General features: G+C 49.5%; 15 protein-coding genes and 1 pseudogene. 7 read left to right on the top strand and 9 right to left on the bottom strand.

The window, feature by feature from the left end; translation table 11 throughout:
* The first annotated feature begins 94 nt into the window (after positions 1-94).
* Both dcp and dgcZ read left to right on the top strand, forming a co-directional pair.
* On the top strand, positions 95-2,140 hold the full coding sequence (gene dcp / locus A9587_RS02150) for a peptidyl-dipeptidase Dcp (RefSeq protein ID WP_105263194.1): 2,046 nt from the start codon (positions 95-97) through the stop codon (positions 2,138-2,140).
* Between the two features lie 376 nt (positions 2,141-2,516).
* Positions 2,517-3,407 carry a diguanylate cyclase DgcZ gene (gene dgcZ, locus A9587_RS02145; RefSeq protein ID WP_105263193.1) on the top strand — a complete coding sequence of 297 codons (891 nt, stop codon included), beginning with the start codon at positions 2,517-2,519 and terminating at the stop codon, positions 3,405-3,407.
* A gap of 114 nt (positions 3,408-3,521) precedes the next feature.
* On the opposite strand, the gene mgtT is transcribed toward dgcZ, so the two are convergent.
* The 4 genes and pseudogenes from mgtT to ydeE form a co-directional block, all read right to left on the bottom strand.
* Complete coding sequence (gene mgtT, locus A9587_RS24920) at positions 3,522-3,626, bottom strand: protein MgtT (RefSeq protein ID WP_214678605.1); 105 nt, start codon at positions 3,624-3,626, stop codon at positions 3,522-3,524.
* The gene (mgtS, locus tag A9587_RS02140) at positions 3,626-3,721 is read right to left on the bottom strand and encodes a protein MgtS (RefSeq protein ID WP_000901364.1); all 96 of its coding nucleotides are present in this window, start codon (positions 3,719-3,721) and stop codon (positions 3,626-3,628) included. Before mgtS ends, mgtT begins: the two co-directional genes overlap by 1 nt.
* 107 nt (positions 3,722-3,828) lie before the next feature.
* Positions 3,829-4,011, bottom strand: a pseudogene (locus A9587_RS02135) (helix-turn-helix domain-containing protein); the annotation flags it as partial.
* 41 nt (positions 4,012-4,052) lie between these two features.
* The gene (ydeE, locus tag A9587_RS02130) at positions 4,053-5,240 is read right to left on the bottom strand and encodes an efflux MFS transporter YdeE (RefSeq protein WP_001054142.1); all 1,188 of its coding nucleotides are present in this window, start codon (positions 5,238-5,240) and stop codon (positions 4,053-4,055) included.
* 194 nt (positions 5,241-5,434) lie between these two features.
* Between ydeE and eamA the strand changes: the two genes are divergently transcribed.
* Positions 5,435-6,334: an O-acetylserine/cysteine exporter gene (eamA, locus tag A9587_RS02125; RefSeq protein ID WP_105263192.1), complete on the top strand. Its 900-nt coding sequence runs from the start codon at positions 5,435-5,437 to the stop codon at positions 6,332-6,334.
* A gap of 30 nt (positions 6,335-6,364) precedes the next feature.
* On the opposite strand, the gene marB is transcribed toward eamA, so the two are convergent.
* From marB to marR, 3 genes are read right to left on the bottom strand one after another with little or no spacing between them, the layout of a single operon-like run.
* Positions 6,365-6,583 carry a multiple antibiotic resistance protein MarB gene (marB, locus tag A9587_RS02120; RefSeq protein WP_000803534.1) on the bottom strand — a complete coding sequence of 73 codons (219 nt, stop codon included), beginning with the start codon at positions 6,581-6,583 and terminating at the stop codon, positions 6,365-6,367.
* A gap of 31 nt (positions 6,584-6,614) precedes the next feature.
* Positions 6,615-6,998 carry an MDR efflux pump AcrAB transcriptional activator MarA gene (marA, locus tag A9587_RS02115; protein ID WP_000091195.1) on the bottom strand — a complete coding sequence of 128 codons (384 nt, stop codon included), beginning with the start codon at positions 6,996-6,998 and terminating at the stop codon, positions 6,615-6,617.
* Positions 6,999-7,018: 20 nt separating this feature from the next.
* A complete protein-coding gene (gene marR, locus A9587_RS02110; RefSeq protein WP_000843428.1) occupies positions 7,019-7,453 on the bottom strand; it encodes a multiple antibiotic resistance transcriptional regulator MarR in 435 nt (144 codons plus the stop codon).
* Positions 7,454-7,664: 211 nt separating this feature from the next.
* Here marR and marC point away from each other — a divergent pair, with 211 nt between their 5' ends.
* A complete protein-coding gene (gene marC, locus A9587_RS02105) occupies positions 7,665-8,330 on the top strand; it encodes an NAAT family transporter MarC (RefSeq protein WP_000885037.1) in 666 nt (221 codons plus the stop codon).
* 159 nt (positions 8,331-8,489) lie between these two features.
* Here marC and ydeA read toward each other — a convergent pair whose 3' ends face one another.
* Together ydeA and ptrR are read right to left on the bottom strand one after the other, a co-directional pair.
* Positions 8,490-9,680: an L-arabinose MFS transporter gene (gene ydeA, locus A9587_RS02100; protein WP_105263191.1), complete on the bottom strand. Its 1,191-nt coding sequence runs from the start codon at positions 9,678-9,680 to the stop codon at positions 8,490-8,492.
* 169 nt (positions 9,681-9,849) lie between these two features.
* Positions 9,850-10,710, bottom strand: a complete 861-nt coding sequence (gene ptrR, locus A9587_RS02095; protein ID WP_105263190.1) for a putrescine utilization regulator PtrR — start codon at positions 10,708-10,710, stop codon at positions 9,850-9,852.
* 100 nt (positions 10,711-10,810) lie between these two features.
* Here ptrR and sad point away from each other — a divergent pair, with 100 nt between their 5' ends.
* The 3 genes from sad (at position 10,811) to A9587_RS02080 (ending at position 13,548) form a co-directional block, all read left to right on the top strand.
* Positions 10,811-12,199, top strand: coding sequence for a succinate-semialdehyde dehydrogenase (sad, locus tag A9587_RS02090; protein WP_001516363.1), 1,389 nt, complete (start codon positions 10,811-10,813; stop codon positions 12,197-12,199).
* Between the two features lie 63 nt (positions 12,200-12,262).
* A complete protein-coding gene (glsB, locus tag A9587_RS02085) occupies positions 12,263-13,189 on the top strand; it encodes a glutaminase B (RefSeq protein ID WP_105263189.1) in 927 nt (308 codons plus the stop codon).
* Complete coding sequence (locus A9587_RS02080) at positions 13,189-13,548, top strand: DUF4186 domain-containing protein (protein WP_001191034.1); 360 nt, start codon at positions 13,189-13,191, stop codon at positions 13,546-13,548. Before glsB ends, A9587_RS02080 begins: the two co-directional genes overlap by 1 nt.
* Position 13,549 lies beyond the last annotated feature (1 nt).

Here is a 13,549-nt window from a genome sequence, read left to right as displayed (position 1 = left end):
CATAGCACGTGATGCTTAAGAGCAGGTAATACTGGTTTGCACTCCGTTACCAGTCAGCCTACGCTATGGGACACCTCGCGTTCAGGAGAAGAAAATGACAACAATGAACCCTTTCCTTGTGCAAAGCACACTGCCGTATCTGGCTCCCCGTTTTGATCAAATTGCAGATCATCACTATCGTCCGGCTTTCGACGAGGGGATGCGGCAAAAGCGGGCTGAGATTACCGCTATCACGATCAACCCGCAGACACCTGATTTCACTAACACGATTTTGGCGCTGGAACAGAGCGGTGAATTGCTTACCCGCGTCACCAGCGTCTTTTTTGCCATGACAGCGGCGCATACCAACGATGAGTTACAGCGTCTTGATGAACAGTTTTCCGCCGAACTGGCGGAACTGGCTAATGATATCTATCTGAACGGCGAATTATTCGCGCGGGTGGATGCAGTCTGGCAGCGCCGCGGCTCCCTGGGGCTTGATAGTGAATCCATTAGACTGGTTGACGTTATTCATCAGCGTTTTGTCCTTGCCGGAGCCCAACTTGAAGATGCGGATAAAGCAAAATTAAAAGTGCTGAACACCGAAGCCGCGACGCTGACCAGTCAGTTTAACCAGCGGTTATTAGCTGCGAACAAATCCGGTGGAGTGGTGGTTGACGATATTCAGCAACTGGCAGGCATGAGTGAGCAAGAGATTGCCCTGGCGGCCGGGGCGGCTCGCGAGAAAGGTCTGGATAACAAATGGCTTATCCCGCTGCTGAATACTACGCAACAACCGGCGCTTGCGGAACTCCGCGATCGTTCCACACGTGAAAAACTGTTCACTGCAGCCTGGACGCGTGCGGAAAAAAACGATGCCAACGATACCCGCGCTATCATTCAACGGCTGGTGGAGATCCGCGCGCAACAGGCAACATTACTTGGCTTCCCTCATTATGCCGCATGGAAAATAGCCGACCAGATGGCAAAAACGCCAGAAGCGGCACTCAACTTTATGCGGGAAATTGTTCCGGCGGCGCGTCAGCGTGCGAGCGATGAATTAGCGTCTATTCAGGCGGTTATCGGAAAACAGCAAGACGGTTTTAGCGCACAGCCGTGGGACTGGGCGTTTTACGCCGAACAGGTACGTCGTGAGAAATTCGATCTTGATGAGGCGCAACTCAAACCTTATTTTGAATTAAACACGGTACTGAATGAAGGGGTATTCTGGACCGCCAATCAGCTTTTCGGCATTAAGTTTGTCGAACGGTTTGATATACCGGTATATCACCCGGATGTGCGGGTCTGGGAAATCTTTGATCATAACGGTGTTGGACTGGCGCTATTTTACGGTGACTTCTTCGCCCGTGATTCAAAAAGTGGCGGCGCGTGGATGGGTAATTTTGTCGAGCAATCTACGCTCAATGAAACGCGCCCGGTAATTTATAACGTTTGCAATTATCAAAAACCAGCCGCTGGTGAGCCTGCCTTGTTGCTGTGGGATGACGTTATTACCTTATTCCATGAGTTTGGACATACATTGCATGGTCTGTTTGCCTGCCAGCGTTATGCCACGCTTTCCGGCACCAATACGCCGCGTGATTTTGTTGAATTTCCGTCGCAAATCAACGAACACTGGGCAACGCATCCGCAGGTGTTCGCCCGCTATGCCCGACATTATCAAACCAGAGAAGCCATGCCGGAAACTCTGCAACAGAAAATGCGCGATGCCAGCCTGTTCAATAAAGGCTATGAGATGAGCGAACTGCTTAGTGCTGCGCTTCTCGATATGCGTTGGCACTGTTTGCAAGAGAATGAGGCGATGCAGGATGTGGACGATTTCGAACAGCGGGCGCTGGTGGCGGAAAATATGGATCTTCCTGCTGTACCGCCACGTTATCGCAGCAGTTATTTCGCCCACATTTTTGGCGGAGGATATGCGGCGGGTTACTACGCGTATCTGTGGACACAAATGCTGGCAGACGATGGTTATCAGTGGTTTGTTGAGCAGGGCGGATTAACGCGTGAAAATGGGCAATATTTTCGCGAGGCAATCCTCTCTAAAGGCAACAGCGAAGATTTAGAACGTCTGTATCGTCAATGGCGCGGTAAGGCACCACAGATTGCACCAATGTTGCAACATCGCGGGCTGGATGTTTAACTCTCCCATATTGCCCCGGACTGATTCCTGCCCGGGGCAATATATACTATGTTATTCATTTCTGTTTTTAGTTTCCCACTGCTATGTCTGGAATTGTTATTCGGTATCTCCGTACATTTGTAGAATTATAATACTGCCAGATGCTCTAATCCATCTGGCCATTGTTTTCCCCCCTTCGGCATAATCAGTATTATATCTTCTGGCTTAAATTGAACCTGTTTTGCCAGATTTAATTATTTTTTCTGCGTATTTTGTTTTAAATCACGCGGTTATGTTTTTATCCATTAGTAAATATTTTTCTATGGAATTGTTGACATAAGTTTTCTTTTCTCCCGTTACAATAGAACGCACAAGGAACTGTGAAAAAGGAGTGGCAATGATCAAGAAGACAACGGAAATCGATGCCATCTTGTTAGATCTCAATAAGGCTATTGATGCCCATTACCAGTGGCTGGTGAGTATGTTTCACAGCGTGGTAGCGAAAGATGCCAGTAAGCCAGAAATTACAGATAACCATTCTTATGGGCTGTGCCAGTTTGGTCAGTGGATTGATCATCTGGGGCCACTCGATAACGATGAATTACCTTACGTTCGGCTAATGGATTCTGCGCATCAGCATATGCATATCTGCGGACGGGAGTTAATGCTGGCTATTGTTGAAAATCGCTGGCAGGAAGCGCATTTTGACGCATTTCAGGACGGGTTACTTTCTTTTACCGCGGCATTAACCGATTACAAAATTTACCTTTTAACTATTCGTAGCAATATGGATGTTCTGACTGGCTTACCCGGTCGTCGGGTTCTTGATGAGTCCTTTGATCATCAATTACGCAATGCTGAGCCGTTGAATCTCTATTTAATATTGCTGGATATAGACCGATTTAAATTGGTTAATGATACCTACGGGCATTTAATAGGCGATGTGGTATTACGCACGCTGGCAACTTACTTAGCTACCTGGACGCGTGATTACGAAACGGTTTATCGCTATGGCGGCGAAGAATTTATCATCATCGTCAAAGCTGCTAATGATGAAGAGGCATGCCGTGCCGGAGTTCGTATTTGCCAGTTAGTCGATAACCACGCAATTGCACATTCTGACGGGCATATCAGCATAACCGTGACCGCTGGAGTCAGCCGGGCATTTCCTGAAGAGTCGCTGGATGCGGTAATCGGAAGAGCAGACAGAGCAATGTATGAAGGTAAGCAGACCGGAAGAAACCGCTGCATGTTTATTGATGAACAGAGCGTGATTACTCGAGTTTAAACACCGTTTAACATTCATTGAGAAACGTGATGCTACTGTGTCAGCGATCCGCTACCAGTGCAGGAAAATGCCTGTTAGCGTAAAAGCAAAACACAAATCAATCCATGCAAGCATTCACCGCCGGTTTACTGGCGGTTTTTTTTCGCCGTCAGAAAAATCAGGCCCCTTGTACACAACTGTAACAAGGGGCCGGTTAGGTGAGGGATTATCTCCGTTCATTAGTCATCCCATTTGTGGCTGAAATACGCGGCCAGAAAACCAGAAAATAAAATTATTCCCAGTACGGCGATAAAAACATTCATATTACCCAGCATTATTTGCCTCCGTTTATGGTGTGGTGTATTTCCTCGCTTACCTTAATTTTCATCTCAATGAGGAAGATATTAGCAGAGGTAACCTAAACGAAGGCTGAATTAGGTGGTTAATGTGATGGTGGTCGGTTGTTTTTCCGATATTGTGAAGGGGATAATAAAAAACGCTGGTGAAAATGATGACGCAGTAACGCTGAATGACTAAACCCCGTCAGCTCGGCAATTTTATCGATGTTAAAAGCCGAATTTTGCAGATAATCCTGTACGCGTATTAATCGCCTTTGTCGCAGGAAAATAATCCGCAGCGCCGTACCACACTGGCACGGCTCGTCCGTCAACAAAGCACCGGCTGCCCCCACGTTCTGGTGCGAATACCTTTTAACATCAGCATCCACGCCGCAATGATCACCAACGCTAAGATGACAAACAGCGAGGAAGGCGGCATGGTAGTGAGCACGATACCACTCACCAGTGGATTTATCGCTGCGCCAAGCCAGCCTAATGACTGGGCGGAAAAATAACTGGCTTTCATCCCCGGCGGCGCAATATGGTCAATCAACATGTACTCACCAGGGGCATAAATGATCTCACCGAGGGTAAATACCGCGGCTGAAATTCCCCAAAGTAGCAGGCTGTTGCCGGAAAAGATAAACCCGATCAGACCGACGACAAAACAGAGGGTGCCCACCGTCATTAATGCGCGAATGTTGGTCGGATTAATGCGACGACCCACGGAATATTGCAACGTAACCACCATCGCAGCATTAACCGGAAGAACAACCGCGACCACCTTTTCGGCAAAATCGCCATCAGCAATCACCATAACATATTGTGAAATGCACGAGGCAAAAGCACCGCTCACGAAAGAAGCAAGAAAAGCAGAGCAGGTGAACCACAGCAGAGCTTTATCCTGTAACAAAACTTTTGGCGACCAGACGCTACCCGCCTCTGTGGCGATGATTTTCTCGCTGCGCTTTACCCAAATTTGAATGAAAAGCATGGGGAACGCGGAACAGATGGCGGCCAGCCAAAAGGGCAGATTGATGCTTTGCATCACCAATAGCGTGCCGAGCGGTGGGCCGATGGTCCAGCCAATGTTGAGCATGGTGTAGTTGATCGAGAAGATCTTCGTTTTGCTGGTGGATGAAAGATTATCGGCAAACCAGGCTTTCAACACGGTAGCAAAAACGGAATAGGCGCAGTTGATGAGAGCAAAGAACAGCACCACCAGCGTTACGCTGTCCACCAGGGGAATGGCGATAAAACCGCTGGCGAAGGCGGTAATTGCCAGTAACATATAACGTTTCTTGTCGAACTTATCCGCCAGAATGCCAAATCCAAGGCTAAAAACCACGCCGATGGTTAGTGCAATTGTCATCGCATAACCGATCAGATCGACTCCCAGACCGTACTGGCGACTCAAATAAATGGTCATAAACGGTAGCGTGGCACCCCGTCCGATGGTTAATAACAACGATGAGGCGAGAAGGGCGCAGGTAGAGCGTCTCAGGGATAAGTTCATTTGGCTGTCCGGCGGTGCGTTTTGTTATGTTTTGTTTTCGAGATGTAAAGAAATAGCATGGCAAAAATCCGAAGTATAGCGACTTATTTGCCATTAATGCCGTCGGAAACGATGGCTAACGAATCAACTGTTAAAGAAAAGTAAATTCAGCTAAGTTGATTGCTTACAAAAGATGAAAATTCAGAGGCGGTAGAATGTCGCGAAAAGATGGGTTATTGGCGCTACTGGTTGTGGTGGTGTGGGGGCTTAATTTTGTGGTCATCAAAGTGGGACTTCACAACATGCCACCGCTGATGCTGGCCGGTATGCGCTTTATGCTGGCCGCTTTCCCGGCTATCTTTTTTGTCGCACGGCCGAAAGTACCGCTGAATTTACTGCTGGGGTATGGTTTAACCATCAGTTTTGCGCAGTTTGCCTTTCTCTTCTGCGCCATTAACTTCGGTATGCCGGCTGGACTGGCCTCGCTGGTATTACAGGCTCAGGCGTTTTTTACTATCGTGCTTGGCGCGTTTACTTTCGGTGAGCGACTGCATGGCAAACAACTGGCGGGGATCGCCTTAGCGATTTTTGGTGTACTGGTGTTAATCGAAGATAGCCTGAACGGTCAGCATGTAGCGATGCTCGGCTTTATGTTGACCCTGGCGGCAGCATTTAGCTGGGCGTGTGGCAACATCTTCAATAAAAAGATCATGTCGCATTCATCGCGTCCGGCGGTGATGTCGCTGGTGATATGGAGTGCATTAATTCCCATTATTCCGTTCTTTGTCGCTTCACTCATTCTCGATGGTTCTGCAACCATGATTCACAGCCTGGTCACTATCGACATGATCACCATTTTATCTCTGATGTATCTGGCGTTTGTGGCGACAATTGTCGGTTATGGGATCTGGGGGACGCTGCTGGGTCGCTATGAAACCTGGCGTGTTGCACCGTTATCGTTACTGGTGCCGGTAGTTGGTCTGGCAAGTGCGGCATTATTGCTGGATGAACGATTAACGGGTCTGCAATTTTTCGGTGCGGTGCTGATAATGGGTGGGCTGTATATCAATGTGTTTGGTTTGCGCTGGCGTAAAGCGGTGAAGGTGAGAGGCTAATAAGCCCCGATATCCCGGGGCCAGAATTAATTACATGGTGTGTTGATTATAATAAGGCACGCCCAGCGCATCCGACTTATCACTGCCTGTCCCCATGTGATTTAAATCGAAAGGGGGTTGTTCCTGCGATGGAGGAACAATCACTTCATCGCCGCAGGGAGTAACGACCGGCTGCGTAGTTTGTTCCGCAAATCCCTGCGCGGAAAAGAGAATAAGCGCGGTTGCTATTGCGGATAAAAGTGGTTTCATGATTGCCTCAAGTGACGTTGTCACGTTTTAACTAACTATTGTAATGATTCAATGGATGTAAAAAGCGCGATTCGCCCTGTATATTCGCCATCCGATATTTATGCGGCGGAACATCAAAATAGTTTTTGAAGGTGCGGGTCAGAGTTTGCTGGGACTCGAAACCATAACGTTCTGCCAGATAGAGTATTGGCTCGTTACTTTCTTTCAGCTTTTGCGCGATTTCCGTCATTTTACGGCTGCGGATGTATTGACCTAATGAATGGCCAGTTTCTTTTTTAAACATCCGTTGCAGGTGCCATTTGGAGTAACCTGAACGCTCTGACACTTTTTCCAGTGACAGTGGTGATTCCAGGTTGTCCTCGATCCAGTCCAAAATGCTATGAATAGTAATAGCGTCAGTATTGCGTCTGGACATCGTCATACCTCTTTTTTTGTTTACGGCAGGACTTTCTTAAGCAAATGCTCAAGCGTTGCCACTTCGTCCGCCGTCAGGTTTTTTGTTAATTCTTGATGCAGGTCCTGGCCAACTAATTGATGGCATTGTTCACATATTGCCGCGCCGCTGGCGGTGAGCTTTACCAGCACGCCGCGCTTGTCATTCGGGTTAGGCAACCGTTCCACCCAACCTTTACAGACCAGGCGATCCAGCATACGGGTCAGTGCTCCCAGGTCGACCGACAACACTTTTTTCAGCTCGACCGGTGTAATGCACGCTGCGCAGCGGATAGAGCAGAGCACCTTAAACTGTGCCGCAGTGATATCCAGCGGTGACAGATAATCGTTAAGCAGACGGTCTTTCTTCTGATTAACCATATAGATTAAGCGACCCAATGGGATGATTTCATTGAACAGGTCGCTGGTACTTTTCACATTAGTTGCCCTGGCAAGTAATTAGTTGCGTGGGATAATATTGCCCAGGCAAGTATAAGTCAAATGAATGGGTTGGCAGATGCCACGTTTTGCTAAATCGGTTCAAGTTTTGGTCAGCGCAATGCAAGGAAAGTTAAAGAGTGAAACTTTCTCCTTGTTTACCCTTTATACTTTTCGCTGATAACTAAGAGACACAGGATAACAATCACCAATGTTAGATTTGTTTAAAGCGATTGGTCTGGGGCTGGTGGTGTTACTGCCGTTAGCTAACCCGCTTACTACCGTAGCGTTGTTTCTCGGTCTGGCGGGCAACATGAACAGTGCTGAACGTAATCGCCAGTCGTTGATGGCCTCAGTGTATGTATTTGCCATCATGATGGTGGCGTATTACGCCGGGCAACTGGTGATGGATACCTTCGGCATTTCGATTCCCGGTCTGCGGATTGCAGGCGGACTAATCGTTGCGTTTATCGGTTTTCGTATGCTCTTTCCACAGCAAAAGGCAACGGACTCTCCGGAGGCAAAAAGTAAATCGGAAGAACTGGAAGATGAACCCAGCACCAATATTGCTTTTGTGCCGCTGGCAATGCCAAGTACCGCCGGGCCGGGAACCATTGCGATGATCATTAGCTCGGCGTCCACTGTGCGTCAGAGCTCAACTTTCGCGGACTGGGTACTGATGGTTGCGCCGCCGCTGATCTTTTTCCTGGTGGCGGTCATTTTATGGGGAAGTCTGCGTAGCTCTGGTGCCATTATGCGGCTGGTGGGCAAGGGAGGAATTGAAGCGATCTCCCGCCTGATGGGGTTCTTACTGGTTTGTATGGGTGTGCAGTTTATTATTAACGGCATCCTGGAAATTATTAAAACTTACCATTAAAAAAGGCCCGAATGGGCCTTTGAGACTGATAACAAAAGCAAAATTGCCTGATGCGCTACGCTTATCAGGCCTGATCTCTGCAATGTATTGAATTTGCGTGGTTTTGTAGGCCGGATAAGGCGTTCCCGCCGAATCCGGCACCGCGTTCGGGCCTTCCAATTATCGTGTCTGTTCTTCGAGTGCCACAGGCCAGCGGCGGAATATTATGATCGACCATATCAATGCGGCGAGTGCCGGAACTGCGCCCACATAACCAATCATCGACATTGACCAGTGCAGACTGACCTGATTACCCACCAGCGCCCCGGCACCAATGCCAATATTAAATATCCCGGAGAATAGCGCCATCGCAACGTCGGTGGCATCCGGTGCCAGCGCCAGCACTTTAACCTGCATCCCAAGCCCGATGATCATCATCGCGATCCCCCAGAAAATGCTCAGTACGCCGAGGTGTATCTCGCTACTTGCCGAAGGTAACAGTAACGCCAGGCACACCAGCAACAGCGCAATCGCAGCACTGACCAGAATAGAAGCATACTGGTTACCAAGCTTACCGAAAATCAGGCTACCAATAATGCCCGCGCCACCGAGCATCAACAGCAATGCCGTGGCAAAGTTGGCGCTGAATCCCGCAACATTTTGCACAAAAGGTTCGATATAGCTGTATGCCGTGTAATGGGCGGTAACGACCACCACAGTCAGCAAATAAATGCTTATCAATGCCGGGCGGCGGAACAGTTGCGGAAGGCTTTTTAATGAGCCGGAATGTTCGCTGGGCAGTAATGGCAGTAGCTTGATGAGGCACAGAAGGGTAAGAAGCGACCCGATACCGATCGCGAGGAATGTCGTTCGCCAGCCGAAATATTGCCCCACAATGCGCCCGATAGGTAAACCTAATACCATTGCCAGTGCTGTGCCGGTGGCAATTAAACTCAATGCCTGCGCTCGCTTTCCGGCGGGTGCCATACGGATCGCCAGTGACGCCGTAATCGACCAGAAAATAGCATGAGCGAAAGCTACGCCAATACGGCTGATCACCAGAACAGTAAAACTCCACGATAAAAACGACAGGATGTGGCTGGCGATAAACACCACAAACAGGCAGATCAGCAACTTGCGGCGTTCGACCTGACTGGTCATTAGCATAAAAGGCAGTGACATTAGCGCCACTACCCACGCATAAATGGTCAACATGATACCGACTTGTGCGGTTTGCATATGGAAGCTTTGCGCAATGTCAGAAAGCAGACCAACAGGAACAAATTCAGTGGTATTGAAGATAAAAGCGGCGACTGCCAGCGTAACTACCCGTAGCCACGCCACTTTGCGGGAAACAATATTCGTTGTCATAACAGATTATCGGGTGAGTTGCGAAAAGGTAATGAAATGATCTTAAAACGGTTAATGATCTGAATACAATGACTTTGTGACCTGTGTCGCGTTTTGCCGCTTCATGTTGTGCCAACTACTGCGTGAGTGGCAGGTACAACATACAGAGCAGAAAATTTTTTCATCATGCTTAGTCTGGCACATCCAGCAGCTCAATAAATGCCTCAAGCGGACGTGTTTTCGCACCGCGACGCCAGACCAGCCAGGTTGTTAACCAACGCCATTGCTCACCTAACGGCCAGGCTTCAACCTGATGATGCCCTGGCATACTTTCCAGCATAGAGCGAGGGATAAGCGCAATGCCTGCACCCGCGATAACACAAGCCAGCATGCCGTGATATGACTCCATCTCATGAATAGTCCCCGGCGCTGCGCCGTCAGCATGAAACCAGCGCTCAAAATGGCGGCGATACGAGCAATTGGCACGGAAGGCATAAATGTTACAGCCATTAACCTGACTGGCGCGGGTTACTGGCATATGCCCTTGTGGCGTGACGATCATCAACTCCTCGCGGTAAACCGGTATCCCGTCGATGGCAGTATGGTTGATTGGCCCATCGATAAATGCCGCATTCAGTTTCCCCTCCAGTACACCGTCCAGCATGGTGCCGGATGGGCCGGTAGAGAGTGAAAACTGAATTTTAGGGTAGCGACGGTTAAATTCAGCCAGCGTTGCCGGAATACGCACAGCGGCGGTGCTTTCCAGCGACCCGAGAGAAAACAGACCTTGCGGCTCATCGCCAGCTACAACGTTCCGCGCCTCATCCACCAGCGCGAGAATTTGTTGGCTATAGCGTAAAAAATTATGCCCGGCGGGAGAAAGCCGTAACCGCTGATTCTCGCGAATAAACAGTTCAACGCCGAGTTCTGTTTCCAGTTGGCGTATACGGGTCGTGAGATTAGAAGGTACACGATGCACTTTTGCCGCAGCCTGGGTAATGCTGCCTGCCTCAGCAACGGCGTTAAACATCTCCAGTTGGGTTAGATCCATAGTATTCTCAATTCGTGAATAAGTGGCTTAATATTATTCATTTTAAAGTAAGAGTAAATCTGCGTATCTTTTTACCCTGACTCATGAAGGAGATACCCCAATGACCATCACTCCGGCGACCCATGCCATTTCGATAAATCCAGCCAATGGTGAACAACTTTCTTCACTGCCGTGGGCTGGTGCTGACGATATTGAAAACGCTCTTCAGCTTGCGGCGACAGGCTATCGCGACTGGCGCGAGACAAGCATAGATTACCGGGCGAAGAAACTGCGTGATATCGCTAAGGCTCTGCGTACGCGTAGCGAAGAGATGGCGCAAATGATCACCCGTGAAATGGGTAAGCCCATCAAACAGGCGCGTGCCGAAGTGGTGAAATCAGCGAATTTGTGCGACTGGTATGCAGAGCATGGCCCGGCAATGCTGAAAGCTGAACCTACACTGGTTGAGAACCAGCAAGCGGTCATTGAATATCGCCCAATGGGGACAATCCTTGCGGTTATGCCGTGGAACTTCCCGTTATGGCAGGTCATGCGCGGTGCTGTTCCTATCATTCTTGCGGGTAACAGTTACTTACTTAAACATGCGCCGAATGTGTCAGGTTGTGCACAGTTAATTGCCCAGGTATTTCAAGATGCCGGTATCCCACAAGGCGTATATGGTTGGCTGAATGCTGACAACGATGGTGTCAGCCGGATGATTAAAGACCCGCGTATTGCAGCGGTCACGGTGACCGGCAGTGTCCGTGCGGGAGCGGCTATTGGCGCACAGGCCGGCGCAGCGCTAAAAAAATGCGTACTGGAACTGGGTGGTTCGGATCCGTTTATTGTGCTTAACGATGCCGATCTGGAGCTGGCCGTGAAAGCTGCGGTTATCGGACGTTATCAGAATACCGGGCAGGTATGTGCGGCGGCAAAACGCTTTATCATCGAAGAGGGAATTGCTTCGGCATTTACCGAACGTTTCGTAGCGGCTGCAGCGGCGTTAAAAATGGGCGATCCACGTGACGAAGAGAACGATCTCGGCCCGATGGCACGTTTTGATTTGCGTGATGAGCTACATCATCAGGTGGAAAAAACACTGGCGCAGGGGGCGCGTTTGTTACTGGGCGGAGAAAAGATGGCAGGGGAAGGTAACTACTATCCGCCAACGGTTCTGGCTAATGTCACCCCCGAAATGACGGCGTTTCGTGAAGAGCTTTTTGGCCCCGTTGCCGCAATCACCATAGCAAAAAATGCGGAACATGCGCTGAAACTGGCTAATGACAGCGAGTTCGGTCTTTCTGCGACGATCTTTACCGCTGACGAAACACGAGCCAGACAGATGGCAGCACGTCTGGAATGCGGTGGCGTGTTTATCAATGGTTTTTGCGCCAGCGATGCGCGAGTCGCCTTTGGTGGTGTGAAGAAGAGTGGTTTTGGTCGTGAGCTTTCCCATTTCGGTTTACATGAGTTCTGTAATATCCAGACGGTGTGGAAAGACCGGATCTGACGTCACATATTTAGCTCTGTTATACTCGCAGGTCTTTTCAGACCTGCGAGCAAGGAGCAGAGTGTGGCTGTCGCCATGGATAATGTAATTTTAGAAAACATCTTGCGGCAAGTGCGGCCGCTAATTGGTCAGGGTAAAGTCGCAGATTATATTCCGGCACTGGCAACCGTCGATGGCTCCCACCTGGGGATTGCCATTTGTACCGTTGATGGGCAGCTTTTTCAGGCCGGAGACGCGCAAGAACGTTTTTCCATTCAATCTATTTCCAAAGTGCTCAGTCTCGTTGTCGCTATGCGTCATTACTCCGAAGAGGAGATCTGGCAACGCGTCGGCAAAGATCCGTCTGGATCGCCGTTCAATTCCCTGGTGCAACTGGAAATGGAGCAGGGCATTCCACGCAATCCGTTTATTAATGCCGGTGCGTTGGTCGTCTGCGATATGCTGCAAGGGCGGTTAAGCGCCCCGCGGCAGCGTATGCTGGAAGTGGTGCGCGGCTTAAGCGGCGTGTCTGATATTGCCTACGATACGGTGGTGGCGCGTTCCGAGTTTGAACATTCTGCGAGAAATGCGGCGATCGCCTGGCTGATGAAGTCGTTTGGTAATTTCCATCATGATGTAACTACCGTTCTGCAAAACTACTTTCATTACTGCGCACTGAAAATGAGTTGTGTTGAGCTGGCGCGGACGTTTGTCTTTCTGGCGAATCAGGGGAAAGCTTTTCATATCGATGAGCCAGTAGTGACGCCGATGCAGGCACGGCAAATTAATGCGCTGATGGCAACGAGCGGAATGTACCAGAACGCGGGTGAATTCGCCTGGCGAGTGGGGCTTCCGGCGAAATCTGGCGTTGGCGGCGGTATTGTTGCGATCGTCCCGCATGAAATGGCTATCGCGGTATGGAGCCCGGAACTGGATGATGCGGGCAACTCTCTTGCCGGTATCGCAGTACTTGAACAATTGACGAAACAATTAGGACGCTCGGTTTATTAATGCAGTCACTTGATCCACTCTTCGCGCGTTTATCCCGTTCAAAATTTCGCTCCCGCTTTCGTTTGGGTGTGAAAGAGCGTCAGTATTGTCTGGAGAAGGGCGCGCCGGTTATAGAACAACATGCGGCGGATTTTGTCGCTAAGCGTCTTGCTCCGGCATTACCGGCGAACGATGGTAAGCAAACCCCCATGCGTGGGCATCCGGTGTTTATCGCTCAGCACGCCACCGCGACCTGTTGCCGTGGTTGTCTGGCTAAGTGGCATAACATTCCGCAGGGTGTTTCGTTAAGTGAGGAACAACAACGTTATATCGTGACGGTTATCTACCACTGGCTGGTTATACAGATGAATCAGCCATAAG

The sequence above is a fragment of the Escherichia sp. MOD1-EC6162 genome, from assembly GCF_002965125.1.
GTDB lineage: Bacteria > Pseudomonadota > Gammaproteobacteria > Enterobacterales > Enterobacteriaceae > Escherichia > Escherichia marmotae.
The sequence above is the reverse complement of the archived record's forward strand: the minus strand, read 5'-3'. Positions and strand labels throughout refer to the sequence as shown.